21 protein-coding genes and 1 riboswitch are annotated in these 22,021 nt (G+C 72.4%); of the genes, 12 read left to right on the forward strand and 9 right to left on the reverse strand.

Annotated features, from left to right (window positions below; all coding sequences use genetic code 11):
* Positions 1 to 48: 48 nt before the first annotated feature.
* On the reverse strand, positions 49 to 966 hold the full coding sequence (locus AB0M83_RS41810; RefSeq protein WP_364526299.1) for a DUF6542 domain-containing protein: 918 nt from the start codon (positions 964 to 966) through the stop codon (positions 49 to 51).
* Positions 967 to 1,469: 503 nt separating this feature from the next.
* The gene (locus AB0M83_RS41815) at positions 1,470 to 2,399 is read right to left on the reverse strand and encodes a DNA recombination protein RmuC (protein WP_364526301.1); all 930 of its coding nucleotides are present in this window, start codon (positions 2,397 to 2,399) and stop codon (positions 1,470 to 1,472) included.
* A 211-nt stretch (positions 2,400 to 2,610) separates the two neighbouring features.
* Between AB0M83_RS41815 and AB0M83_RS41820 the strand changes: the two genes are divergently transcribed.
* Genes AB0M83_RS41820 through AB0M83_RS41830 form a run of 3 tightly spaced genes read left to right on the forward strand, consistent with a single transcriptional unit; the run spans position 2,611 to position 6,923 of the window.
* Positions 2,611 to 3,762 (forward strand): exonuclease SbcCD subunit D C-terminal domain-containing protein, encoded by a 1,152-nt coding sequence (locus AB0M83_RS41820; RefSeq protein ID WP_364526303.1) that lies wholly within the window; start codon positions 2,611 to 2,613, stop codon positions 3,760 to 3,762.
* A complete protein-coding gene (locus AB0M83_RS41825) occupies positions 3,759 to 6,710 on the forward strand; it encodes an SMC family ATPase (RefSeq protein WP_364526305.1) in 2,952 nt (983 codons plus the stop codon). The genes AB0M83_RS41820 and AB0M83_RS41825 overlap by 4 nt, the downstream gene beginning before the upstream one ends.
* A gap of 21 nt (positions 6,711 to 6,731) precedes the next feature.
* Positions 6,732 to 6,923 carry a DUF1737 domain-containing protein gene (locus AB0M83_RS41830; protein ID WP_364526307.1) on the forward strand — a complete coding sequence of 64 codons (192 nt, stop codon included), beginning with the start codon at positions 6,732 to 6,734 and terminating at the stop codon, positions 6,921 to 6,923.
* A gap of 7 nt (positions 6,924 to 6,930) precedes the next feature.
* Here the strand turns inward: AB0M83_RS41830 and AB0M83_RS41835 are convergent, their stop codons facing one another.
* Positions 6,931 to 8,322, reverse strand: a complete 1,392-nt coding sequence (locus tag AB0M83_RS41835) for an AlkA N-terminal domain-containing protein (RefSeq protein WP_364526309.1) — start codon at positions 8,320 to 8,322, stop codon at positions 6,931 to 6,933.
* Positions 8,323 to 8,424: 102 nt separating this feature from the next.
* Here AB0M83_RS41835 and ychF point away from each other — a divergent pair, with 102 nt between their 5' ends.
* Positions 8,425 to 9,507 (forward strand): redox-regulated ATPase YchF, encoded by a 1,083-nt coding sequence (ychF, locus tag AB0M83_RS41840; protein WP_364526311.1) that lies wholly within the window; start codon positions 8,425 to 8,427, stop codon positions 9,505 to 9,507.
* Between the two features lie 55 nt (positions 9,508 to 9,562).
* A complete protein-coding gene (locus AB0M83_RS41845) occupies positions 9,563 to 9,856 on the forward strand; it encodes a DUF1330 domain-containing protein (RefSeq protein WP_364526313.1) in 294 nt (97 codons plus the stop codon).
* Between the two features lie 375 nt (positions 9,857 to 10,231).
* Here the strand turns inward: AB0M83_RS41845 and AB0M83_RS41850 are convergent, their stop codons facing one another.
* Entirely contained in the window at positions 10,232 to 10,516 is a 285-nt protein-coding gene (locus tag AB0M83_RS41850; RefSeq protein WP_364526315.1) for a 4a-hydroxytetrahydrobiopterin dehydratase, read from the reverse strand.
* A 32-nt stretch (positions 10,517 to 10,548) separates the two neighbouring features.
* Positions 10,549 to 10,656, forward strand: a riboswitch (TPP riboswitch).
* A 21-nt stretch (positions 10,657 to 10,677) separates the two neighbouring features.
* Between AB0M83_RS41850 and AB0M83_RS41855 the strand changes: the two genes are divergently transcribed.
* The 3 genes from AB0M83_RS41855 to AB0M83_RS41865 all read left to right on the forward strand — a co-directional run bounded on the left by AB0M83_RS41855 (position 10,678) and on the right by AB0M83_RS41865 (position 14,374).
* On the forward strand, positions 10,678 to 11,727 hold the full coding sequence (locus AB0M83_RS41855) for a thiamine ABC transporter substrate-binding protein (RefSeq protein ID WP_364526317.1): 1,050 nt from the start codon (positions 10,678 to 10,680) through the stop codon (positions 11,725 to 11,727).
* Positions 11,728 to 11,804: 77 nt separating this feature from the next.
* On the forward strand, positions 11,805 to 13,367 hold the full coding sequence (locus tag AB0M83_RS41860; RefSeq protein WP_364526346.1) for an iron ABC transporter permease: 1,563 nt from the start codon (positions 11,805 to 11,807) through the stop codon (positions 13,365 to 13,367).
* On the forward strand, positions 13,367 to 14,374 hold the full coding sequence (locus AB0M83_RS41865; protein ID WP_364526319.1) for an ABC transporter ATP-binding protein: 1,008 nt from the start codon (positions 13,367 to 13,369) through the stop codon (positions 14,372 to 14,374). The genes AB0M83_RS41860 and AB0M83_RS41865 overlap by 1 nt, the downstream gene beginning before the upstream one ends.
* Before the next feature lie 133 nt (positions 14,375 to 14,507).
* On the opposite strand, the gene AB0M83_RS41870 is transcribed toward AB0M83_RS41865, so the two are convergent.
* From AB0M83_RS41870 to AB0M83_RS41880, 3 genes are read right to left on the reverse strand one after another with little or no spacing between them, the layout of a single operon-like run.
* On the reverse strand, positions 14,508 to 15,386 hold the full coding sequence (locus tag AB0M83_RS41870) for an ABC transporter permease subunit (RefSeq protein WP_364526321.1): 879 nt from the start codon (positions 15,384 to 15,386) through the stop codon (positions 14,508 to 14,510).
* Entirely contained in the window at positions 15,383 to 16,369 is a 987-nt protein-coding gene (locus AB0M83_RS41875) for an ABC transporter ATP-binding protein (RefSeq protein WP_364526323.1), read from the reverse strand. The genes AB0M83_RS41870 and AB0M83_RS41875 overlap by 4 nt, the downstream gene beginning before the upstream one ends.
* Positions 16,366 to 17,454: an outer membrane lipoprotein carrier protein LolA gene (locus tag AB0M83_RS41880; RefSeq protein ID WP_364526325.1), complete on the reverse strand. Its 1,089-nt coding sequence runs from the start codon at positions 17,452 to 17,454 to the stop codon at positions 16,366 to 16,368. The genes AB0M83_RS41875 and AB0M83_RS41880 overlap by 4 nt, the downstream gene beginning before the upstream one ends.
* 147 nt (positions 17,455 to 17,601) lie before the next feature.
* On the opposite strand from AB0M83_RS41880, the gene AB0M83_RS41885 reads away from it, so the two are divergent.
* The 3 genes from AB0M83_RS41885 to AB0M83_RS41895 all read left to right on the forward strand — a co-directional run bounded on the left by AB0M83_RS41885 (position 17,602) and on the right by AB0M83_RS41895 (position 20,178).
* Entirely contained in the window at positions 17,602 to 18,318 is a 717-nt protein-coding gene (locus tag AB0M83_RS41885) for a response regulator transcription factor (RefSeq protein WP_364526327.1), read from the forward strand.
* Positions 18,315 to 19,634, forward strand: a complete 1,320-nt coding sequence (locus AB0M83_RS41890) for an ATP-binding protein (RefSeq protein ID WP_364526329.1) — start codon at positions 18,315 to 18,317, stop codon at positions 19,632 to 19,634. The genes AB0M83_RS41885 and AB0M83_RS41890 overlap by 4 nt, the downstream gene beginning before the upstream one ends.
* A 145-nt stretch (positions 19,635 to 19,779) precedes the next feature.
* The gene (locus AB0M83_RS41895; RefSeq protein ID WP_364526331.1) at positions 19,780 to 20,178 is read left to right on the forward strand and encodes an NUDIX domain-containing protein; all 399 of its coding nucleotides are present in this window, start codon (positions 19,780 to 19,782) and stop codon (positions 20,176 to 20,178) included.
* Between the two features lie 49 nt (positions 20,179 to 20,227).
* Here the strand turns inward: AB0M83_RS41895 and trpS are convergent, their stop codons facing one another.
* Entirely contained in the window at positions 20,228 to 21,193 is a 966-nt protein-coding gene (trpS, locus tag AB0M83_RS41900) for a tryptophan--tRNA ligase (RefSeq protein WP_364526333.1), read from the reverse strand.
* A gap of 179 nt (positions 21,194 to 21,372) precedes the next feature.
* On the opposite strand from trpS, the gene AB0M83_RS41905 reads away from it, so the two are divergent.
* A complete protein-coding gene (locus AB0M83_RS41905; protein WP_364526335.1) occupies positions 21,373 to 21,672 on the forward strand; it encodes a YciI family protein in 300 nt (99 codons plus the stop codon).
* A gap of 12 nt (positions 21,673 to 21,684) precedes the next feature.
* On the opposite strand, the gene AB0M83_RS41910 is transcribed toward AB0M83_RS41905, so the two are convergent.
* Positions 21,685 to 21,834, reverse strand: a complete 150-nt coding sequence (locus tag AB0M83_RS41910; RefSeq protein WP_167455137.1) for a hypothetical protein — start codon at positions 21,832 to 21,834, stop codon at positions 21,685 to 21,687.
* Positions 21,835 to 22,021: the final 187 nt, after the last annotated feature.

A 22,021-nucleotide genomic window follows, 5' to 3' on the forward strand; every position in this document is an offset into this window, starting at 1 on the left:
GCAACGCCCCCCCCCCCCCCGATACTGCCCCCCCCATTCCGGTGGTCGTCAGCGCTCTTCTTCGTCCCAAGGACGGTTCCGGCGCGGTGGGGCACCTCGCCCGCCGGACGGGCGGCGGGGCGGGGGTGTGTCGCGGCCGTCTTCCGCGGGCGGGCGCGGGCGTCGGCGTGGGGCGTCGCCGCTGCGTCGGCGGGGGTCGCTCTCCGCCGGGGGCGGTGTGCGGCGGCCGGCTGGTGGTGGCTTGCGTGCGCCGCGGTCGCGTTCGCGTTCGGCCGGGGCGCCGGTGCGCGGGGTTCGGCGTTCGCCGTCCGCGGGCGGGCGCGGGCGACGGGGCGGTTCGCCGTCCCGGCCGCGACGGGCGCCCTGGGGCAGCGGGGTCTGGCCGGTGCGGTTCGACCCGGGCGGCCGCGGACGGCCCCCGGCCGACGTCGACGCAGCGCGCGTCGACGGCTTCTCGTCGTCCTCGTCCGCGGGGCGGCGGGTGGCCGCTTTGCCCTTCTTCGGGGCATCCGGGTCGCGTTCGCGGTACATGCGGACGAACCCGATCAGCAGCGTGATGCCGGTGGTGATCGCCATGGTCGGGAAGCCGTTGATCAGCGGGGTGCCGATGTTCAGGGCCTTGGACAGCATGTCGTCGCCCTGGGACCCCGAGGTCAGCAGGATCACGCCGGGCACGGTCACGGCCAGCACGAGCGGCGGCATCACCATCGGCCCGAACAGGCCCCGGCGCCGCACCGCGCAGACCGCGATGACGGCCCCGCCGATGTAGCAGACCGTGAAGATCAGCGGGATGCTGCCCTGGGTCGGCTTGCCGATGAGGGCGCCCACGATCGCCAGGCCGAAGCCGACCAGCACCGCCGCCCACCACGGAAGCCCGCGCCTCGAACCGACGACAGGACGCTCGTCCCACGGTACGGGGACGTCGTCGGCATCTGGATCGCTCTGGCGATCGCGAATCGCGGTCACAGCACAACACCGTATCTCGTGGTTGTGAAGATCTTGCCAGCACCGCCGCCGACGTGGGTGTATCGCCACCCGGCGGCGTGACCCGAGTGGCCCGCCGGGTGCTGCTGTGATGTGGTCCAGTCCTTTGCCGCCGGTTCCGGTTTGTCTCCTTTCCGTGGCGGGGGTGCGCGAGTCGTCGCAGGTCGCGGGCTTGCCGGGGAGTTGTGGAGCCGGTTCGGCGGAACGGCTGGCAGAGGGCCCGGATCCGGCGGACGCATCGACCGCAGCCGGTCCTGGAGGCCCGCGATTGTGACCAGGTCGGTTCACGGCTCGTCGGTGGGCGGTCGCCGTCGCAGCCGGGAGCCGATCCGCGAGCCGACGGACCGCCCCTTCTGACCGGACCCACCCTGCCGATCGGACTACGCCTCAACGCCGGACCACCCGTTGCAGCCGGATTGCTCCTTGCGGCCGGGCCGCCCTTCGCCGCGGGTCAACCTCCCACCCGCAGTCCCACGCCGGCGCACTCAGCTTGCCGCCAGTTCGTCTCCCTTCCGGACCTGGGGAACCTGCGCCGGGCTGCCCGCCGCGTCCGTCAGCGGCGCCACCGTTGCCCGGAACGTCTCCAGTGCCTCCAGCTCCCGGCGTCGCGCCGACAGGAACCGTTGGAGGTGCGTGCTCGACAGGTTCAGTGCGTCCACCGCGCCGCCCGCCGCTCGGTGGGCGGCCGCCGCTCCGGCTCGGACCTGCTCGACGTCGGCCTCCAGGGTGCGGTCGCTCGCCGCGAACAGGGCCGCCGAGGCCAGTACCCCGAACCCGGTCGGCCCGCACAGGAACACCCGCCGGTCGATGAGCCAGCGCAGCAGCTCCGGGTCGGTGTCCAGGGCCGCGACCACGGCGGCGTCCGAGGGGATGAACATGATCGTTCCGTAGATCGCGTCGGCCCAGCGCTGATAGCCCTTGCCCGCCAGCTCGGCCGCCCGGGAACGGACCTGCCGGACGTGCGCCCGCAACGCGTCGATCCGCTCGGCCGGGTCGTCGGTCTCCACCGCCTCGGCCCAGATCGCCATGCTCGCCTTCGCGTCGACCGGCACCGTGCGGTCGCCGCCCACCCGCAGCACCATGTCCGGTTTCGCCGAGCCGCCGCCGCCCACGTCCGTCTGCAGGGTGAAGTGCAGGTTCTCGCGCAGCCCGAGCGCCCGCGCTGTCTCCACCAGCACCTGCTCGCCCAGTTCGCCGCGGCCGCTGATCGAGGCGAACGCGACCTCGTAGCGGCGCAGCGCCAGCTGCTGCTGGTCCGACTTCGCCCGCTCGGCCGCCACCTGCCGGGCCGCCGCGTCCGCCCGGCGCATCCCGTCGTTGTAGAGCCGCCACAGCACCGCGACGGCGAACAGCAGCAGGACCGCGAGCACGATCGCCGCGGTGGTCAGCACTGTCGCCACTTCGCCTCCTCCCATTCGGCCGCCTGGATCCGACCGCGCAGACATCATGGCGGACCCCACCGACAAAAACCGCACCCGATCCGTCGCTCTGGGTAGCTGACCTGCGAACAAATCGAATCCACGCAGGGCGTGTCCGCACCGGCACTCTCGTGTTAGTACACACGTTCGAGTGAGGAGACGGCGAGCCTTCGCCTTTTCGTCGGGGCCGGGTCGTACCTTGGCCACCGTGAGATTCCTGCACACCTCCGACTGGCACATCGGCCGCACGTTCCACGGCGCCGATCTGCTCGCGGAACAGGAAGCGGTGCTCGGGCACCTCGCCGACCTCGTGACCGGCGAGGCGATCGACGCCGTCCTGGTGGCAGGCGACATCTACGACCGCGCGGTGCCGTCGGCCGAGGCCGTCCGGGTGGCCACCGCGGCGGTCGCGCGGATCCGCGCCGCCGGCGCGCAACTGGTCGTCACGCCCGGGAACCACGACTCCGCACCGCGGCTCGGTGCCTTCGCGGAGTTCGCCGCGGCGGGCGGGCTGCACCTGCGCACCACCGTCGGCGGGCTGGCCGAACCGGTGCTCCTGGACGACGGCCACGGCCCGGTCGCCGTCTACGGAATCCCTTACCTGGAACCGGAACCGGCGCGCCACGCGCTGGGCGTGCCGGAGGCGCGCGGCCACACCGGCGTGCTCACCGAGGCCATGCGGCGGATCCGCGCGGACCTCGGAACCCGGCCGGGCACCCGGTCCGTCGTGCTGGCGCACGCGTTCGTCACCGGCGGCGAGCCGACCGAATCGGAGCGCACGATCGCGGTCGGCGGCGTCGAGCAGGTGCCCGGCTCGGTCTTCGACGGCGTCGACTACGTCGCCCTCGGCCACCTCCACGGCCCGCAGACGCTCGCCGAGCACCTGCGGTACTCCGGCAGCCCGCTGGCGTACTCGTTTTCCGAGGCGCGGCAACGCAAATCCGTCTGGCTGGTCGAACTGGACGCGAGTGGGCTCACCGAAGTCCGCCGCCACGAACTACCGGTGCCGCGGCCGCTGGCCACCCTTCGCGGCCGGCTCGAAGACCTGCTCGCGGAGCCGGCGCACGACGAGTTCCTCGAGCACTTCCTGTCGGTCACGGTCACCGACCCGGTCCGACCGGTGGACGCGATGCGGCGCCTGCGCGAGCGGTTCACGCACGCGGTGCACCTGGAGTGGGAGCCCGAAGGCGGCTACAGCGGCGCCCCGCTGCGGTACTCCGACGCCGTCCGCGGCCGGTCGGACATCGAGATCTCGCGCAGCTTCCTCGACGACTGCCGCGGCGCCGCGCCCACCGAAAGCGAAGAGCAGCTCCTGTTCCTGGCCCTGGAAGCGGCCGACCGGGAGGCCCTCGCGAAATGAGGCTGCACAGGCTGGAGGTCGAAGCCTTCGGGCCGTACTGCGCACGCGAAGTGGTCGACTTCGACGTGCTCGGCGCCGACGGCCTCTTCCTCCTGCACGGCGAAACCGGCGCGGGCAAGACCACGCTGCTCGACGCGATCGCGTTCGCGTTGTTCGGCGTGGTTCCCGGCGCCCGCAACGAGGCCAAGCGGCTGCGCTGCGACCTGGCCGAACCCGATCAGGTCACCGAAGTCGCGCTCGAGCTCACCGTGCAGGGCCACCGGCTCAAGATCGTCCGCAACCCGGAGTACCAGCGGCCGAAGCGGCGCGGCGAAGGCACGACCACCCAGCAGGCGAGGGTGTCGCTGAGCTGGGTCGGCACCGCGCCGGCCGGGCTCCCGCCGGAGGGCCTGATCCGCATCGAGGAGGTCGCGCGCACCGTCGAGCGGCTGCTCGGGATGACCGCGGCCCAGTTCTTCCAGGTGGTGCTGCTGCCGCAGGGCGAGTTCGCCCGGTTCCTGCGTTCGGACACCGCCGAGCGCGAGAAGCTGCTCGAACGGCTCTTCGGCACCGAGCGCTTCGCCGACGTCGAACGCTGGTTCGCCGACCTGCGCACAGTTCGCGGCCGCGAACTCGAGCAGCAGCAAGGAAAAGTGCGCGAGCTGTTGGCGCGCTACGCGCAGGAGGCACAGCAGGACCCGCCCGAGACCGGCGTCGCCGAGTGGGTCGCCACCGTGCTGGCGGCGTCCGCCGAACGCGCCGGGCAGGCCACGGCCGAGGAGGAACGCACACGCGCGGCGGCTCAGCGCGCGGACGGCTACCTGCAGGAGGAGCGAGCCGGTGCGGAGAAGATCCGCCGGGTCCGCACCGCGCACCTGCGGCTCGTCGAGATCACCGAACAGGCGCCGCAACGCGCCGAGTGGGCCCGGGAAGTCGCGGCCGCGCGGCGGGCCGCCGGGGTCGCCGTGGAAGCCGACCTGCTGGACAGGCGCGCGGCGGAGCTGGCCGAAGCCGAGCAGGTGGAGAAGGCGCGCGGCGCGGAGTTGCGGGAGTTCGGCACCCGGACGACCGGCGACCTCAAGGCGCGGGCGGCCGCAGCACGGGAAGAGGCCGGCGCGGTCGCGGAGCTCGTCGCCGAGGCCGAGCAGCAGCAGCTCGACATCATGCGGCGGGACGACCGGAAGCTGGCCGCCGTCACGGCCGGGCAGCAGGTCGAAGAGCTGACCGCCGAGCTGGCCGCCATCCCCGGCCAGCTGGCGAAACTGCGGGCGGACGCCGTCGAAGCGGCCGAAGCCGAGGCGAAGCTCGACGGGGCGCGCGCCCGGGTGGACGAGCTGAGGGCCTTCGCGCGTGACGCGGCGGAGCTGCCCGAGGCCCGGGCGAAGGTCGGGCGCGGCGAGGCGAAGCTGCGCGAGGTCGTCGACACGCACCAGGCGGCCCGGCAGCACCGGCTCGACCTGCGCGAGCGGCGGCTCGACGGGATGGCGGCCGAACTGGCCGCCGCGCTGCCGGACGGCGCCCCCTGCCCCGTCTGCGGGTCCGCCGAGCACCCGGCACCGGCGAACCGGAACGTCGAACTCGTCGACCCCGCCGAGGAACGCGCCGCCGAGGAGGCCGAGCAGGCGGCCGACGCGGTGCGGCAGCGGGTCGTCGTCGCGCTCGAAGAGGCGAAGGCGCGGCTGGCCGGCTTGCTGGAGCGGCTGGGCGAGCGCACGGCCGAGTCGATCACGGCCGAGCTGGCCGAAGCCCGCGCGTCGGTCGCTTCGCTGACGCAGCAGGCGGCCGGGAAGGCGAAGCTCGGCGAGCAGGTCGTCCTCCTGGAACGCGACCTCGAGCGGCGGACCGAACGTCGACGGCAGGCCGAACAGGCCGCGACCGAAGCCACGACTGACGTCCGCGCCTTGGAAGAACGACTGGCCGAGCGCGAACGCCGGCTCGTCGCCGGGCGCGGCGAGTTCGCGGACGTCGGCGCCCGGCGGAAGCACCTGGTCGGGCTGGCCGAAGCTCTCGAACGGGTCTCCGAGGCCCGGACGGCCGTCGCGGGCGCCCGCGAGCGCGTCGCCCAGCAACGCGCGCTGGTCGAGGCGGCGGTCAAGGCGAAGGGGTTCACGTCGCTGAAGAAGGCGCGCGCCGCGATGCTGCCGGACGAGCAGATCGAGAAGCTGGAGCAGGGCATCGCCGACGCCGAGGCCGCCGCGGCGGGGGCCCGGGCGCTGCTGTCGGAGCCGGACCTGTTCGGGATCTCGCCGGACGACGTCGCGGACGTCGGCCGGGCGGCCGACGCGGCTCAGCTGGCGCGGGCGCGTGCCGACTCGGCGTACGCGACGATGCGGGTGGCGACCGCGCAGCACGAGGAGCTGACCCGGCTGGCGGGCCTGCTGGGCAAGGCCCTCGCCGGCCTCGCACCGGCCGAAGCGGCGTACGCCGAGCTGCGCGCGCTCGCGGACGTCGTCAACGGGCGGGGGCAGAACAGCCGGAAGATGTCGCTGCGCTCGTACGTACTCGCGGCGCGGCTCGAAGAAGTGGCGGTCGCCGCCACCCACCGGCTCCGGACGATGAGCCAGGGGCGGTACTCGTTCGTGCACTCGGACGCGGCCGGCGCGCGCGGCACCCGCGGCGGGCTCGGCATCGACGTGCTCGACGACTACTCGGGCACCATCCGCCCGGCGAAGACGCTGTCCGGCGGCGAGTCGTTCCTCGCGTCGCTGGCCCTGGCGCTGGGGCTCGCCGACGTCGTCGCCGGGGAGACCGGCGGCGCGCTGCTGGACACGCTGTTCGTCGACGAGGGTTTCGGCACGCTGGACGCCGAGACCCTCGACGTCGTGATGAACATCCTCGACGAGCTCCGCGCGGGCGGCCGGGTGGTCGGGCTGGTGTCCCACGTCGAGGAGCTGCGGCAGCGCATCCCGACGCGGCTGCGGGTCCGAAAGTCCCGCACCGGCTCGACCGTGGAGGTGCGCGCCGGTTGACGGTTCGGACAAGATGAGGTCATGACGGACCAGCCGCCGGACGACCTGCCCCGCTACCGCCTGCTCACCGGCCCGGACGACGCGAAGTTCTGCCACCGCGTCAGCGAGGCGCTCGATCTGGGCTACCGCCTGCACGGCTCGCCCGCCGCGACGTTCGACGGTGCCCGGGTGATTGTCGCGCAGGCCCTGGTGTGGCACGGCGAGCAGGGCTGACGCCGCGTCAGGCGGCGCGCCGGAGGTACATCCCGGCGTACGAGCACCACGGCGTCCACTCCCGGGCTCGCTCCGGCAGCGAATCCGGCGAGATGCCCAGTGCTTCGGCGCCACGCAGAGCGGCGGTGTCCGTTGCCAGGAGGATGTCCGGTGCGCCGAGCACGCGCATCACGACGTAGTCCGCGGCGGCGCTGTCGATACCGGGGCACGCGAGTAGCTCGGCGCGCAGCTCCGCCGCGTCACGCCCGACGTGCACGTCCAGGCGCCCTTCGGCCAGGGCGACGATTCCCGCGTGCTCGGGCATGGCCGTCGCGATCATGACCGCGGCCGGGAAGAGCCGCGTCACGCCCCACTCGCCCGGCACCTCTTCGCCGAGCGAAGCCGGGACCCGCTCGCCGAGCAGGGCCCGAACCACCAGCTCTTCGCCGTCGACGGCGCCCGGGACCCGGATCCCGGGCACGGCCGTCACGACCGGCGCCAGCGCCGGATCGGCGCCGAGGACCCGGGTGACCGCCGCCGGGTCGGCGTCGAGGTCGAGCAGCCGGCGCACCCGGCTGACCGCGCTGCCGAGGTCGCGCAGGTCGGTCAGCAGCAACTCGCAGCGCACGTGGTCCGGCTCCGGCGTCAGCCGGACGACGCCGGTGCCGTGCGCGAGCCGCAACGTCCGTGCGTAGGACGTCGAAGTCACCTTCTCGACGCCTTCAACCGCGTGAGCCGCGAAGAAGCGAAGCAGCCCGACAGCGTCGAAGGGCGGCCTGAACGGCAGCCGCAGGCTGAGGCGCGTCCCACCCACGTCGCCCTGACGTCGACGTCGCGAAGCGGCGAAGGCGCGAAGCTGCGACGGCGTCGTCGCGAACACCTCGCGGATCGTCTCGTTGAACTGCCGGACGCTGGAGAAGCCCGCCGCGAACGCGACGTCCGTCAGCGGCAGCCCGGACATCTCGATCAGCAGCCGGGCCGAGTGCGCGCGGTGTGCCCGGGCCAGCGCGAGCGGACCGGCACCCAGTTCGGCGGTCAGCACCCGGCCGAGCTGGCGTTCCGAGTAGCCGAGCCGTCGCGCCAGGCCCGGGACGCCTTCGCGCTCCACGGTCCCGTCGGAAATCAGGCGCATCGCCCGCGCGGCGAGGTCGGCGCGCACGTTCCAGTCCGGCGAACCCGGCACGGCGTCGGGCAGGCAGCGGCGGCACGCGCGGAAGCCGTTGGCCTGCGCGGCCGCCGACGTCGGGAAGAAGCGGACGTTCTGCACCTTCGGCGTCGAGGCCGGGCAGGACGGCCGGCAGTAGATGCCGGTGGTGCGCACCGCCATGATGAACTGGCCGTCGAAGCGCGGGTCGCGGGCGGTGACCACGCGGTAGCAGCGGTCGGCGTCGCGCCAGAGTGCGAGCGTTTCGGTGACCATGGATTCGAGCATGCCAGCAGGTCAGCGCGGTCGCTGGCGGAAATCCGACGCGGCGTTGGGTGCGTGGGGCCCGAGCGGGGTAGCCACGTAGACTGCGGGGTCGTGAGCCTCACCCTCGGTATCGTCGGCCTGCCCAACGTCGGCAAGTCCACCCTGTTCAACGCGCTGACCCGCAACGACGTGCTCGCCGCGAACTACCCGTTCGCGACGATCGAGCCGAACGTCGGTGTCGTGCCGCTGCCGGACCCGCGGCTGGACAAGCTGGCCGAGCTGCACAAGTCGGAGAAGATCGTCCCGGCCGTGGTGTCCTTCGTGGACATCGCGGGCATCGTGAAGGGCGCGTCCGAGGGTGCCGGGCTGGGCAACAAGTTCCTGGCGAACATCCGTGAGGCCAACGCGATCTGCCAGGTCATCCGCGTGTTCGACGACCCGGACGTGATCCACGTCGACGGCCGGATCGATCCGCTGAGCGACATCGAGACGATCAACACCGAGCTGATCCTGGCCGACCTGCAGACCCTCGAGAAGGCCGTCTGGCGGTTGGAGAAGGAAGCGCGGACCAAGAAGGAAGCGAAGCCCGCGCTCGAGGCCGCGCAGAAGGCGAAGGAGATCCTCGACAGCGGGCGCACGCTCTTCTCGGCTCAGAAGGACGTCGACCTCGAACTGCTTCGCGAGCACAGCCTCCTGACGACGAAGCCGTTCCTGTACGTCTTCAACGCCGACGAAGGTGTCCTCACCGACGAAGCCCGCCGCGAGGAGCTGACGAAGCTGGTCGCGCCGGCGGACGCGGTGTTCCTCGACGCGAAGGTCGAGGCGGAGCTGCTGGAGCTGGACGACGAGGAGTCGGTCCGCGAACTGCTCGAGTCGGTCGGCCAGCCGGAGCCGGGCCTGTACTCCCTGGCCCGCGCGGGTTTCCACACGCTCGGCCTGCAGACGTACCTGACGGCGGGCCCGAAGGAGTCCCGCGCGTGGACGATCCCCCAGGGCGCGACGGCCCCCCAGGCGGCGGGCGTGATCCACACGGACTTCGAGCGCGGCTTCATCAAGGCGGAGATCGTCTCGTACGAAGACCTGATGGCGGCGGGCTCGATGGCGGCCGCCCGGGCGGCGGGCAAGGTCCGCATGGAGGGCAAGGACTACGTCATGGCCGACGGCGACGTGGTGGAGTTCCGCTTCAACGTCTGAGCCGGGTAGCGGCAGCACCACGCTCGGCGCGAGCCGCTCTGCCACGCTCGGAGCCGTGACTGCCTACGTGATCTCCGAGGTCGAAATCCTCGACGAAGCCCTGGCGCAGCGCTACCGCGAGCTCGCCGCGGCTTCGATCGAAGCCCACGGCGGCCGGTACCTCGCGAGAGGCGCGATCCCGGCCACGCTCGAAGGGGAAACCCAGCCGGGCAAGCGGATCGTCGTCGTCGAGTTCCCGGATCGCGACACCGCCGAGCGCTGGTACCGCTCCGACGAGTACGCCGCCGCACTGGAGATCAGGGCGACGGCGCTCGATCGACGGCTGCTGCTCGTTGACGGGGTCGACTAGCCGAGGAGGCCCATCAACGCGATCGTGATCAGCACCACGGCGGGGGCGAGGGCGTTGATCCAGGCGCGCTGGGCGGGCGTGAGGGCGGCGGTGCTGTTCATGGCGTTTCCTAGGGCCGAACCGATGCTTCCGCCTGCTCAGCGCGCTGATCTTGGTGTTCGTTAGCTGCTGTGAGCGAACTCACCGACAGCGCTCAGCCGTCCGGGTGACGGCGGGAGCGGACCGTGAACCACAGCACACCGCCCGCTGCCGCGACCATCGTCGCGAACGCTGCCGTACCGACCACGATTGCCTGAGTCATCTCGTCTCCCTCCCGAAGGTCTGGTAACCGAGAGACGCCAAACTGTCGAAAAGGTGCACTCAGCGTTACCGAGGTCACAGATCGGCGAGCACCGAGTCGATCTCGGCCGCCAGCGAGAAGTCCTTCTCCGTCAACCCACCCGCCGAATGCGTCGAGAGCCGGAACGTCAGCGTGCGCCAGCGGATGTCGATGTCGGGGTGGTGATCAGCCGCCTCGGCCAGCACCGCGACGCGGTCCACCACCTCGATCGCCTGCGGGAAGCTCGCCAGCTCGACCTCGCGGGAGATCACCGCTCCGGAACGCGTCCAGCCGGCGCCCAGTCGTTCGTCGGCCTCGGAGTCGCTCAAGATTTCCGTCATGGCTCCATCGTCCAACGTCCTGGACTACGCTGCACGGTTGCCACGGGAGTCCGGTGAGCCGGGCTGAGAGGCGGGGTCACCCGCGACCGTTCGCACCTGACCGGATCATGCCGGCGAAGGGAGGGCTTTCCCTCCTCGTCCGGTGAAGTGCAGGAGGGTAGATGAAAAGCAGGGCTGTGCGCGCCGCGACGGCCATCGCCGCCGTCAGTGTCGTCGCCGCTGGGTGCTCGCTGTCGGACGGTGACGGTGGCACGCAGCAGACGCCCACCGTCACCCTCGTGACGCACGACTCCTTCCTGGCGCCGCAGGAGGTGCTCGACGCCTTCCAGAAGCAGTCGGGCATCAAGGTCTCCGTGCTCAAGCAGGGCGACGCCGGTTCGCTGACCAACAAGCTCGTGCTGACGAAGGCCAACCCGATCGGCGACGTCGCGTACGGCGTCGACTCGACCTTCGCTTCGCGCGCGCTCAAGGAGGGCGTCTTCGAGCCGTACACCAGCCCGGAGGCCGATCGCGGGCCGCAGCGTTACGCGGTCGACCCCGAGCACCGGCTCTCCGCGGTCGACGTCGGGGACGTCTGCGTCAACGTCGACACGAACTACTTCACCACCAAGGGCATCCCGGCGCCGGAAACCTACGAGGACCTGGCCGACCCGAAGTACAAGGACCTGCTGGTCGCCGAGGACCCGGCGACGGCCTCGCCCGGGCTCGCGTTCCTGCTCGGCACCATCGCGAAGTACGGCGAGGCCGGCTGGAAGGACTACTGGACGAAGCTGAAGGCCAACGGGCTCAAGGTGGTCAGCGGCTGGGAAGAGGCCTACACCAAGGACTTCTCCGGCTCGTCCGGCAAGGGACCGCGGCCGATCGTCGTCTCGTACGCCTCCTCACCGGCCGCGGAGGTCGGCGACGACGGCAAGCCGCGCACCAAGGCGCTGCTCGACACCTGTTACCGGCAGGTCGAGTACGCGGGTGTGCTCGCGAACGGCAAGCAGGTCGAGAGCGCGCGCAAGGTCGTCGACTTCCTGCTCTCCCAGCAGTTCCAGGCGACCGTCGCGGCCAACATGTACGTCTACCCGGCGCGCCAGGGCGTCGACCTGCCCGCGGGCTGGGCGCAGGTGGCGCCGCTGCCGCAGAAGCCGCAGATGCTGACGGCGGACCAGGTCCAGGCCGGACGCGAGAAGTGGATCGGCGAATGGCGCACACTCGTGCAGTGACGCCCGGGGACACCGCCACCCGGAAAGCGCTGACCCCACCGCGGACCGCCCGCGGGCTAGGCCTGGCACTGCTCGGGCTGGCCCCGATCGGGTTCCTGGTGGTGTTCTTCGCCTGGCCGGTGCTGGCGATCATCGGCCGCGGGTTCGCCGCCGGTGGGCTCGACGTCGTCCTCGGCGACGCGCGGACCTGGCAGCTGGCCGGTTTCACGGTGGCGAGCGCGGCCGCGTCGACGCTGGTGGCCGTGCTCGCCGGGCTGCCGGTGGCGTTCCTGTTGGGCCGGGTGAAGCTGCCCGGCGTCGGCCTCGCGCGGACGCTGGTGCTGGTGCCGTTCGTGCTGCCGACCGTCGTCGTCGGCCTGGCGTTCCGGGCGCTGTGGCCGGACGGTGGCGTGCTGCCGATCGTCCTGGCCAACGCGTTCTTCAACGTCGCCGTCGTCGCGCGGACCGTCGCCGGGCTCTGGGCGCGGCTGGATTCGCGCACGACCGACGCCGCCCGCGCGCTGGGTGCGTCGCCGTGGCGGGCGTTCCGCTCGGTGACGCTGCCCGCGCTGGCGCCCGCGATCGCGTCCGCCGCGGCGGTGGTGTTCCTGTTCTGCGCCACCAGTTTCGGCGTCGTCCTCATCCTCGGCGGCGCGAAGTACCGGACGCTGGAAACCGAGATCTACCTGCGGACCGTCGACCTGCTGGACCTCTCGGGCGCGGCGGCGCTTTCCCTGATCCAGTTCACGGCCGTGGTCGCCGCGCTGGTGCTTGGCGGACTGGCCCGGCGGCGGAAGGACGGCGCCCGGATCGGAGCCGCGAAAACCCGCCGCCCGCGTGGCGGTGAATGGACGGTCGTCGGCGCCGCGGGCGTGGTGCTGGCCCTCCTGCTCACGCCGATTGTCGCCCTCCTCGTCGAATCGGTGTCCACTTCGGACGGCTGGAGCCTCGCCGGGTACCAGGCCCTCACGAGCACCGGTGAGAAAGGCGCGCTGCAGGTGTCCGGCTGGGACGCCGCGGTGAACTCGCTGAAGGTGGCCGTCGACGCGACGCTGCTCGCGCTGGCCGTCGGCGTGCTCGCGTCCGTCGTGCTGGTGGCGCTGCGGCGCTCGCCCGCGAGGTCCGCGCGGGGGCTCGGCGAGACGATGGACGCCGTGCTGATGCTGCCGCTCGGGGTGTCCGCGGTGACCGTCGGGTTCGGCTACCTGGTGACGCTCGACGCGCTGCCCGGCGACCTCCGGACGTCGCCGTACCTGGTGCCGCTGGCCCAGGCGCTGGTGATCATCCCGCTGATCGTGCGGATGGTGCTGCCGGTGCTGCGCTCGGTCGACGTCCGCTTGCGGCAGGCCGCGTCGACGCTGGGCGCGAGCCCGCTGCGGGTGTGGCGGGAGATCGACCTGCCGCTGGCCCTGCGCCCGCTGGTCGCGGCGGCCGGGTTCGGGTTCGTCGTGGCGCTCGGCGAGTTCGGCGCGACGAGCTTCCTCGCGCGGCCGACCGCGCCGACGCTGCCGGTCGCGATCGCGTCGCTGATGGGACGTCCGGGTGAGCTGAACAACCAGATGGCGTACGCCGCGTGCGCGCTGCTGATGCTCGTGACGGTGCTGGCGGTCGCGCTGATCGACCGGCTCGGGGCCGCGCGCGGCCGGGTGGGAGAGTTCTGATGGCGCTGTCGGTGCGGGACCTGACCGTCCACTACGGATCGTTCGCGGCGGTCCGCGACGTCCGGCTGGACATCGCCGACGGCGAGGTGCTGGCGCTGCTCGGCCCGTCGGGGTCGGGGAAGTCGACGCTGCTGCGCGCGATCACCGGCCTGGAGCCGTCGGCGCGCGGGTCGGTGAGCTGGGACGGCGACGACCTCGGCGCGGTGCCGGTGCACCGGCGCGGGTTCGGGCTGGTGTTCCAGGACGGCCAGCTGTTCGGTCACCGCGACGTCGCCGCCAACATCGCGTTCGGCCTGCGGATGCACGGCGTGCCACGGTCTTCGTGGGGCCCGCGCGTCGCCGAGCTGCTGGACTTGGTGGGCCTGGCCGGCTTCGAACGGCGGCGGGTGACGGAGCTTTCGGGCGGTCAGGCCCAGCGCGTGGCCTTGGCTCGCGCGCTGGCACCGAAGCCGCGGCTGCTGCTGCTCGACGAGCCACTGTCCGGTTTGGACGCGGGGTTGCGCGAGCAGCTGGCGATCGACCTGGCGGACCTGTTGCGGCGCAGCAAGATCACGGCGCTGCTGGTGACGCACGACCAGGAGGAGGCGTTCACGCTGGCTGATCGCGTCGCGGTCCTCGACGCGGGCGAGGTTCGCCAAGAGGGCGCGGTCCGGCGCGTGTGGCGCAACCCGGCGGACGACGACGTGGCCCGGTTCCTCGGCGTGACGACGTTCGCGGACGGCGTGGTGACGGGCGGGCTGGCGCACACGGCGCTGGGTGACGTCGCGCTGCCGGACGTCGCCGACGGCCCGGTGCGGCTGGGGTTGCGGCCGCACGCGCTGCGGGTCGCTGCTTCCGGAGTGGACGGAGAAGTGGTGGCCGCGGTACACCGGCGCGAGCACGTGCGGCTGGTGGTGCGGCTGGCGGAGTCCACTGTGGACGCGGTAGCCCCGGCGGCATCGGACCTGCGGGCCGGGGACGCGGTAAAGCTGGAGCTCGACCCGGACGGTGTGGCCTTGGTGGGCTAGCCGCCCGGAAAGCAGCCCCCACCCATCCCGGGGGGCGTCCCCAGGCCAAGTCTATCGGCCCAGCCTGGGGAACACCGGCCACTCGCAGATCTGTGGACAACTCGGCACCTGTGGATGGCGAACTTGACAAACCTCAGCCGTCGCGGGTCGAGAGGCGGGCGTAGGCCAGCGACAGCCCGATCACGATGTAGCAAGCCGCGCGCAAAGCGCCTTCGCCCAGCATCTGGGTGCCCATCGGGTCTTGCAGAACCTCCGCCGGCGCCATCGACCAGTCCTTCGTCAGCAGGAACGGGTGCAGCCAGTCCAGCGACGTCAGGAACCCGAGGATCGTGAACACGATGTCGGCCGCCAGGACCGACGCCACCACCAGCATCGGGTGCTCGGTCCAGCTGGAGATCGCCAGCGCCACCGCGCCGACCGCCCACAGCTGGAGCACCACCCAGCCCGCCATCAGCAGGATGCGGGCGAGCGCGCCGCCCAGGGACAGCGTCGTGCCGGACAGCGTGAACAGCGAGTCCGTCCCGTTGATGATCAGCCCGGTCACCACGCCGGTGACGCACATCGCCAGCACCGAGACCACCGACACCGTCGCGACGCCGAACGCCTTGACCGCCAGCAACCGGCCCCGGCCGACCGGCGCGATCAGCCAGCCGCGCAACGTGCCGTGGGCCGTCTCGCCCGCGATCGCGTCCGCCCCGGCCATCGCCGAAGCCAGCGGGAGCAGCAGCGCCAGCGACATCACGACCGCCGCGATCGGGAGCACGAACGCGTTGTTGACCGCGGACGCCAGCAGCGCACCGCCGCCGTCGTCCGGGCCGCCGCCACCGGACGGGTTGTCGTCGACCAGCGTCAGGCCGATGCCGATGATCACCGGGATCAGCGCCAGGAGCCCGAGCACGGCCAACGTCCGCGGCCGCCGGAAGATCCAGCGCAGCTCCGCGGCCAGCAAACGGGTCAGCGGCACCGTGTCGTGGCCCGTGCGGGCCGCCGGTGCATCGAGGACGGCCGTCATTCCGATCCCTCCCCAGTGGATTCCGTCAGCCGGGCGAACAGGTCTTCCAAGCCCGTGCGGGCCCGCGTCGCCTCGTGGACCGCGACCCCCGCGCCCACCAGGACCTGCAGCACGCGCGGTGCTTCCGTCGCCGTGAGGTCGGCCCGGACGCCGTCCGGCGTGAGCCGGGCGCCGATCCGGTTCTCCCGCAAGACCTCCAACGCCTGTTCCGCGTCCGGCGTGCGGACCAGCAGCGCCGCGTTCCCCGACTCCAGCAGCTCGGTCAGCTCGCCCTGGGCGACGACGTTGCCGGCCTGCAGCACGGCGACGTGCGTGCACGTCGCCTCCACCTCGGCCAGCAGGTGCGACGACACGAGCACGGTGACCCCGGCGGCGTGCAGCTCGGCCACGATCCTGCGGATCTCCCTGGTACCCGCAGGATCGAGACCGTTGGTCGGCTCGTCGAGCACGACCATCTTCCGCGGCACGAGCAACGCCGAAGCGAGCCCGAGCCGCTGCTTCATGCCGAGCGAGTACCCCTTGTAGCGCCGGCGCGCCGCGACGGTCAGCCCGACGCGTTCGAGCGCGGAGTCCACCGCCGAGGGGATCCCCGACGACGTCAGCCGCGGCTCGGCCGCGGCGAAGCGCAGCAGGTTGTCGCGTCCGGAGAGGAACGGGTGGAAGCCCGGCCCCTCGACCAGCGCGCCGACGTCCGGCAACGCGTGCGCGGCGGCGTCGGGCATCTTGCGGCCGAGCAGCTCGACCTCGCCCTCGGTCGGCCGGACCAGGCCGAGCAGCATCCGGATCGTGGTCGTCTTGCCCGAGCCGTTCGGCCCGAGCATCCCGACGACCGCGCCCTCCGGGATGTCGAGGTCGACGTGGTCCACCGCGACGGTGCTGCCGTAGACCTTGCGCAGCCCCCGCGTGCGCGCGGCCAGGGGAACCGCCGGGGCGGACGTCTCCGAAGAGACGTCCGCCCCGGACTCGACAGTCGTGCTGGTCACTTCTGGCCCAGCGCTTCGTACAGGACCTGCTCCGGCACCGCACCGGCGGCGAAGCGGCCGTCGTCGGTCAGCACCGCGGTGCCCACCTTCGTGGTGACGAGGTAGCCGCTGCCCCACGTGCCGTTGACCTTCTTGGCGAACCGCTCGAGCAGCGCCTTCGGGTCGGCGTTGCCCTTGCGCTCACCGGAGGCCTTCGGCGCCGCGTTCAGCGCGTCGGCCGGCACCTTGCCCGTGACGACGGTGTCCCAGCCGTCGCCGACGACCTTGACGTCGTCCTTCGCCTGCTCGGCGAGGGCCTTGTCCTTGTCGTCCACGGTCGGCGTCTTCTCCTCCACCTTGGCGCCCTTCGGCGGCGTGAAGGTGAAGAGGTCGGCCGGCTGCTGGGTGAAGTGGATCTCGCTGAACGCGACCTCGAGCGCCGGCGTCGACGTGCCGTTGCTCAGCACCGACACCCGCAGCGGCATCCGCGTCTGCGAGTCGACCGCGACGCGGATCTCGCGCAGCAGCGTCCGCTCGCTCGGCTTCGGCGTCAGCACCAGCTCGTAGGCCGGGCGGTCGGCGACGGTCGCGGTGCCGTCGACCGACACCGTGCTGCTCTCGCGGACCTTCGCCAGCAGCTCGGTGCTCGCGGTGACCGGGTCGGGCGTCTTCTCGCTGCCCGCGCCCTTCTGCCTGGCCACGTCGGCCGGGATGGTCACCTTCGTCGCGGTGTTCGTCTTGGAGCTGTAGTCCCAGACGGTCGTGCCGTTGTGGACCACGGTCTCCTGGCTGGCGCCCTGCGTGGCGGCCAGGCGGCTCTTGCCGGCGCCGTCGCTGAAGATGTGCGCCGAGTCGATGTTCAGCGCCGACGCCCCCGGCAGCGCGTTCCCCACCGACGGCAGCCCCAGGTCGTTGCTGACCTTGACCGTGCCGTCGAACGCCCCCGGCTTCGCCTTCATGACCGACTGCACCAGGTCTTCGGCACTCACCTGCGGCAGCGCCGGCTTGTCGTCGGCGCTGGCCGGCATCGCGATGAACGCGAGCCCGCCCGCACCGAGCGCCGTGCCGACGACCGCGGCGGTGATTCCCTTCGTCTTCGGTTTCATGCGTCTCTCCCTGTGGTGTCCCGGGCTCGAGTGTGCCCGGCTCCCTGGCCACGACGCTTCCCTCTCGAGGCTGAGATACCCCTGAAGGTTCTCCCTCCCCGGCTGAGATCGTGCTGAGAGCTGACACGCGACCTGCGGAAACCGGCCATGATGAACCTCGTGAAACCTCGGGTGCTGGTGGTCGACGACGAACCGGGCGTGCGCAAGGCGCTGCAACGCGGGCTGCGCGCGGAGGACATGGACGTGGTCACCGCCGCGGACGGCCCCACCGGGCTGCAGCTGGCGAGCACGGGATCCTTCGACGTCATCCTGCTCGACATCATGCTGCCGGGCCTGTCCGGCTACCGCGTGCTGGAGCGGCTGCGCAAGGACGGCGTCATGACGCCGGTGCTGCTCGTCTCGGCCAAGGACGGCGAGATCGACCAGGCCGACGGCCTCGACCTCGGCGCCGACGGCTACCTCGTCAAGCCGTTCTCCTTCGTCGTGCTGGTCGCGCAGGTCCGGGCGACGCTGCGCCGCGCCGGGCCGGAGGCCGGCCGGGGGACGCTGCGGCTCGGCGCGCTGGAGGTCGACCGCGGGCTGCGGCAGGTGCGCTGGAACGGCGAGGAGGTCGGGCTCAGCCCGCGGGAGTTCGCGCTGCTCGAGGTGCTGGTCGGCCGGGCCGGCACGGTCGTCACGAAGGACGAGCTGCTGCGCGCGGTCTGGGGTGAGGAGCAGGCCGTGACGCGCAACCTCGTCGAGGTCTACGTCGGGTACGTGCGGCGCAAGCTCGACGCGGTCGGCGCCGGCGCGTTGCTGCGGACCGTGCGCGGGCACGGCTACCTGGCCTCCGACGCGCAGCTCGACGAGGTCATCACCCCGTGATCCCGTGGTGGCGGGGCCGGTCCCTGCAGGTCCGGATCACCGTGCTGGCCGCGACGATCACCCTGGCCTGCCTGCTGGGGCTGGCCACACTGGCGGCGGCGAAGCTGTCACCGCTGCTCATCGGCTCGGTCGACCGCGAGCTTTCCGGCGCCCTCGGCCCGGCGGGCGCCGAGGTGGGCGCCGGGCGGCCCCTATCCGGCGCGGCGCCGGTGACGCTGCGGGTGCTCGACACCGCGGGCGCGCCGGTCGACGGCGGGACCCCGGCGGGGCTCTCGCCGGCGGACGTCTCGACGCTCAAGGCCGGGCAGCCGGTCCAGCGCGACGGCGCGCGGTACCTGGGCACGGTCGTCAGCGCGCCCGACGGGTCGCAACGGCTGGTCGTGGCCGGCGCGGGCCTGGCCGGGTTCTCCGCCGCGGTGCACTACGGCGGCGTCTGGCTGGTGGTCGTCGCGTCGGTCGGGGCGCTGGTGGCGGGGCTCGCGACGTGGCTGGTGGTGCGGCTGTCGCTGCGGCCGGTGGCGCGCATGCGGGGTTCGGTGCGCGCGCTGCCGCCGGGGGCGCGGCTGGCGCTGCCGGACTCCCACGACGAGCTGCGTGCGCTGGCGGAGGAGTTCAACGCGCTGCTGGAGCGGCAGGAGCAGGCCAGCGACCGGCTCCGGCGCTTCACCGGCGACGCGGCGCACGAGCTGCGGTCGCCGGTCGCGTCCATCCGGGTGCAGGCCGAGGTGGCGGTGACGAACCCGGATCCGGAGCTGTCCCAGGAGACGCTGTCGGACATCCTGACGGAGGCCGAGCGGCTTTCGTCGCTGCTGGACGGGCTGTTGTCGCTGGCCCGATCGGACGCGGGGGAGGTGCCGCCGGCGTCCCCGGTGGAGCTGGTGAGCGAGGTCCGCGCGGCGGTCGCCCGGCTCCCGGCGGGGGCACCTCAGACGCGGGTGAGCAACGCGGTCGCGCAGGCGTGGGCGTCGTCCGCGCACGCCGAGGTGGAGCTGGTGCTGGACAACCTGCTGCGCAATGCGTGCCGTTACGCGCGCGGCGAGATCGTGGTGTCGGTGCTGGCTTCGCGGTCGTCGGTGCGGGTGGTGGTCGACGACGACGGCCCGGGCATCGCGCCGGAGCACCGCGAGAAGGTGTTCGACCGGTTCTACCGCATCGCGGACGACCGGGCGCGGTCGTCCGGCGGGACGGGCCTGGGGCTGGCGATGGTGGCCGAGACGGTGCGACGGCGGGGAGGGCGCGTGCAGGTGGGCGAGTCCCCGGACGGCGGAGCGCGGTTCGTGGTCGTCTGGCGCACGGCCGCGGGCGGAGAGACGTGACCGACGGGTCGGCTGGCGTGCTTGGAGGGTCGGTTCGCGTGCTTGGAGGGTCGGCTCGCGTGTCCGGAGGGTCGACACGCGTGATTGAAGGGTCGACACGGCGGGGCCGCGGGAGACCCGGAGCTTCCGGGTAGATTCCGGGGCTGTGAACGGTGTGATCGTGGGTGCCGCCCTGGTGCGGGACGGCAAGCTGCTCGCCCAGCAGCGGGCCTGGCCGCCGAAGCACACGGGGCAGTGGGAACTGCCCGGTGGCCGGGTCGAGGAAGGCGAGTCCGAGGCCTTCGCGCTGGCCCGCGAGTGCAGCGAAGAGCTCGACGTCGTCATCGAGGTCGGGGCGCGCGTGGGGGAGGACGTCCCGCTGCCCGGCGAGAAGGTCCTCCGCATCTACGCCGCGAAGCTCGTCTCGCCCGGTGAAGAACCGCGGGCCGTCGAGCACACCGCCGTCAGGTGGCTCGGGCCCGACGACCTCGACGACGTCGACTGGCTGCCCGCCGACCGCATCCTGCTTCCCGCCCTGCGCGCGCTGCTCGACCCGAAGCCGTGAATGTCGCATTGAGGGACTTCACGTCCCTCGATGCGACATTCACGGCCCTTCAACAGGCGCCGATCATCCGCAACGCCGCGTCGAGCCGGTGCGAGCCGCGCTCCCGGGCCCGCTCCGCACCCGCCTTGCGGACCCGGTCCAGCTCCGCGACGTCGTCGAGCAGCGTCAACGCTCGTTCACGCAGGGGGCGCAGCTCCTCGATCACGGCGTCGGCGACGGTGTCCTTCACCGCTCCGTACGACGAGAACTCCTCCGCCAGATCGGCCGGCGCGCCACCCCGGCACGCGGCCAGGATCTCCAGCAGGTTCGCCATCCCCGGGCGGGTGTCCGGGGCGTGCACCGGCACCGTGCCGCCGTCGGTGACGGCGCGGCGGATCTTGCGGCGGATCTGGTCGGGCTCGTCGAGCGCGAACACCACGCCCACCGCGTCACGCGCCGACTTCGACATCTTGCGCGCCGGGTCGGCGAGGTCCTTGACGCGCGCCCCCGCCGGCGGGAGCACCGCCCGGGGGACGGTGAACACGTCGCCGTAGGTGCCGTTGAACCGCTTGGCCAGCGTCCGCGTCAGCTCGACGTGCTGGCGCTGGTCCTCGCCGACCGGCACCTCGTCCGCGCCCTGCAGCAGGATGTCCGCGGCCATCAGCGCCGGGTAGGTCAGCAGCGACAGCCGCACCCCGGCCTGCCCCTTGGACTTCTCCTTGAACTGGATCATCCGCGCGGCCTCGCCGTAGTTGCAGGTGCACTCCAGGACCCAGGTCAGCGCGCCCAGCTCGCGGGCCAGATCGGACTGGACGAACACCCGCTCCGGGTCGATCCCGGCGGCGATCAGCACGGCGAGCTGCTCCCTCGCCAGGGATCGGAGTTTCGCCGGGTTGTGCGGGGTCGTCATGCCGTGCAGGTCGGCGACGAAGTACAGGTCGTCCGCGCTGCCCTCACGAGCCCAGCGCCGCACGGCACCGAGGTAGTTGCCGAGGTGGACGTGACCGGAGGGCGTGATGCCCGACAGCTTGCTCATGGTCTTCCTTTCCGAGGGGGACCACCCCGGAAAAGGCATGAAAAAGGCCGCCCGTCCGGGGCGGCCGCTGGTGATCAGCGCAGGACTAGACGGCCGCCGAGGGCGGCCACCAGCTGCAGGTCTGCGCGTGCATGGATCGAGCATAGCCGAAGTCCTCGAGCGGGTTTACCGTCTTAACCATGTATGTCGTCCTGCTGAACTACACGGCTCCCATCGAGGACATCGACCTGGCGCTCCCGGACCACGCCGAGTGGCTGAACAAGCAGTACGAGCACGGCCACTTCCTGGCGTCCGGGCGGCGGAACCCCCGCATCGGCGGCGTCATCATCACGCGCCCGCTGAACCGCGGGAAGCTCGACGCCATCCTGGCGTCCGACCCGTTCTGCGTGCGGCACCTCGCGCGGTACGAGGTGATCGAGTTCTCGCCGACCAAGACCGCTCCGGAGCTGCGCCTGCTCAACGAAGCGGTGACGCGCTGAGGTTTCGGACAGCTAGGCAGCGAGGTCCAGCTTCGCCTTCTTGAGCGCCAGCACCGGGCACTTCTTGCACCGCGGCTTCGACCGGCAGCACTTCTTCTTGACCTTGCCGGCCTTCATCAGCTTGCGCACGACTTTCCGCGGGTCTTTCGGCTTCTTGCCCACGCGCACGCACCTTCCGGATCGGCGACCTCCACCGGGTTCCCACGTTAGGTCAGCCTAACCGACGTGGGGGCGTGGGGCCGCTCACAATGGGGTGGCAGGTATCCTGGGTGAGGTCCGCGTGTGACCAGAGCCGGTCACGGGATGCCTGACGGCTTGCGCGGGCCATCCAACCCTTGAAGTTCAGGAG

This window comes from Amycolatopsis sp. NPDC051106 (assembly GCF_040682775.1).
Lineage (GTDB): Bacteria > Actinomycetota > Actinomycetes > Mycobacteriales > Pseudonocardiaceae > Amycolatopsis.

Bases quoted from the DNA above. Each gene is read 5' to 3' on its own strand.
- AB0M83_RS41905 (WP_364526335.1), top strand. From the start codon at position 21,373: ATGTATGTCGTCCTGCTGAACTACACGGCTCCCATCGAGGACATCGAC.
- AB0M83_RS41825 (WP_364526305.1), top strand. From the start codon at position 3,759: ATGAGGCTGCACAGGCTGGAGGTCGAAGCCTTCGGGCCGTACTGCGCA.
- trpS (WP_364526333.1), bottom strand. From the start codon at position 21,193: ATGAGCAAGCTGTCGGGCATCACGCCCTCCGGTCACGTCCACCTCGGC.
- AB0M83_RS41815 (WP_364526301.1), bottom strand. From the start codon at position 2,399: ATGGGAGGAGGCGAAGTGGCGACAGTGCTGACCACCGCGGCGATCGTG.
- AB0M83_RS41830 (WP_364526307.1), top strand. From the start codon at position 6,732: ATGACGGACCAGCCGCCGGACGACCTGCCCCGCTACCGCCTGCTCACC.
- AB0M83_RS41855 (WP_364526317.1), top strand. From the start codon at position 10,678: ATGAAAAGCAGGGCTGTGCGCGCCGCGACGGCCATCGCCGCCGTCAGT.
- AB0M83_RS41870 (WP_364526321.1), bottom strand. From the start codon at position 15,386: ATGACGGCCGTCCTCGATGCACCGGCGGCCCGCACGGGCCACGACACG.
- AB0M83_RS41880 (WP_364526325.1), bottom strand. From the start codon at position 17,454: ATGAAACCGAAGACGAAGGGAATCACCGCCGCGGTCGTCGGCACGGCG.
- AB0M83_RS41850 (WP_364526315.1), bottom strand. From the start codon at position 10,516: ATGACGGAAATCTTGAGCGACTCCGAGGCCGACGAACGACTGGGCGCC.
- AB0M83_RS41885 (WP_364526327.1), top strand. From the start codon at position 17,602: ATGATGAACCTCGTGAAACCTCGGGTGCTGGTGGTCGACGACGAACCG.
- AB0M83_RS41865 (WP_364526319.1), top strand. From the start codon at position 13,367: ATGGCGCTGTCGGTGCGGGACCTGACCGTCCACTACGGATCGTTCGCG.
- AB0M83_RS41835 (WP_364526309.1), bottom strand. From the start codon at position 8,322: ATGGTCACCGAAACGCTCGCACTCTGGCGCGACGCCGACCGCTGCTAC.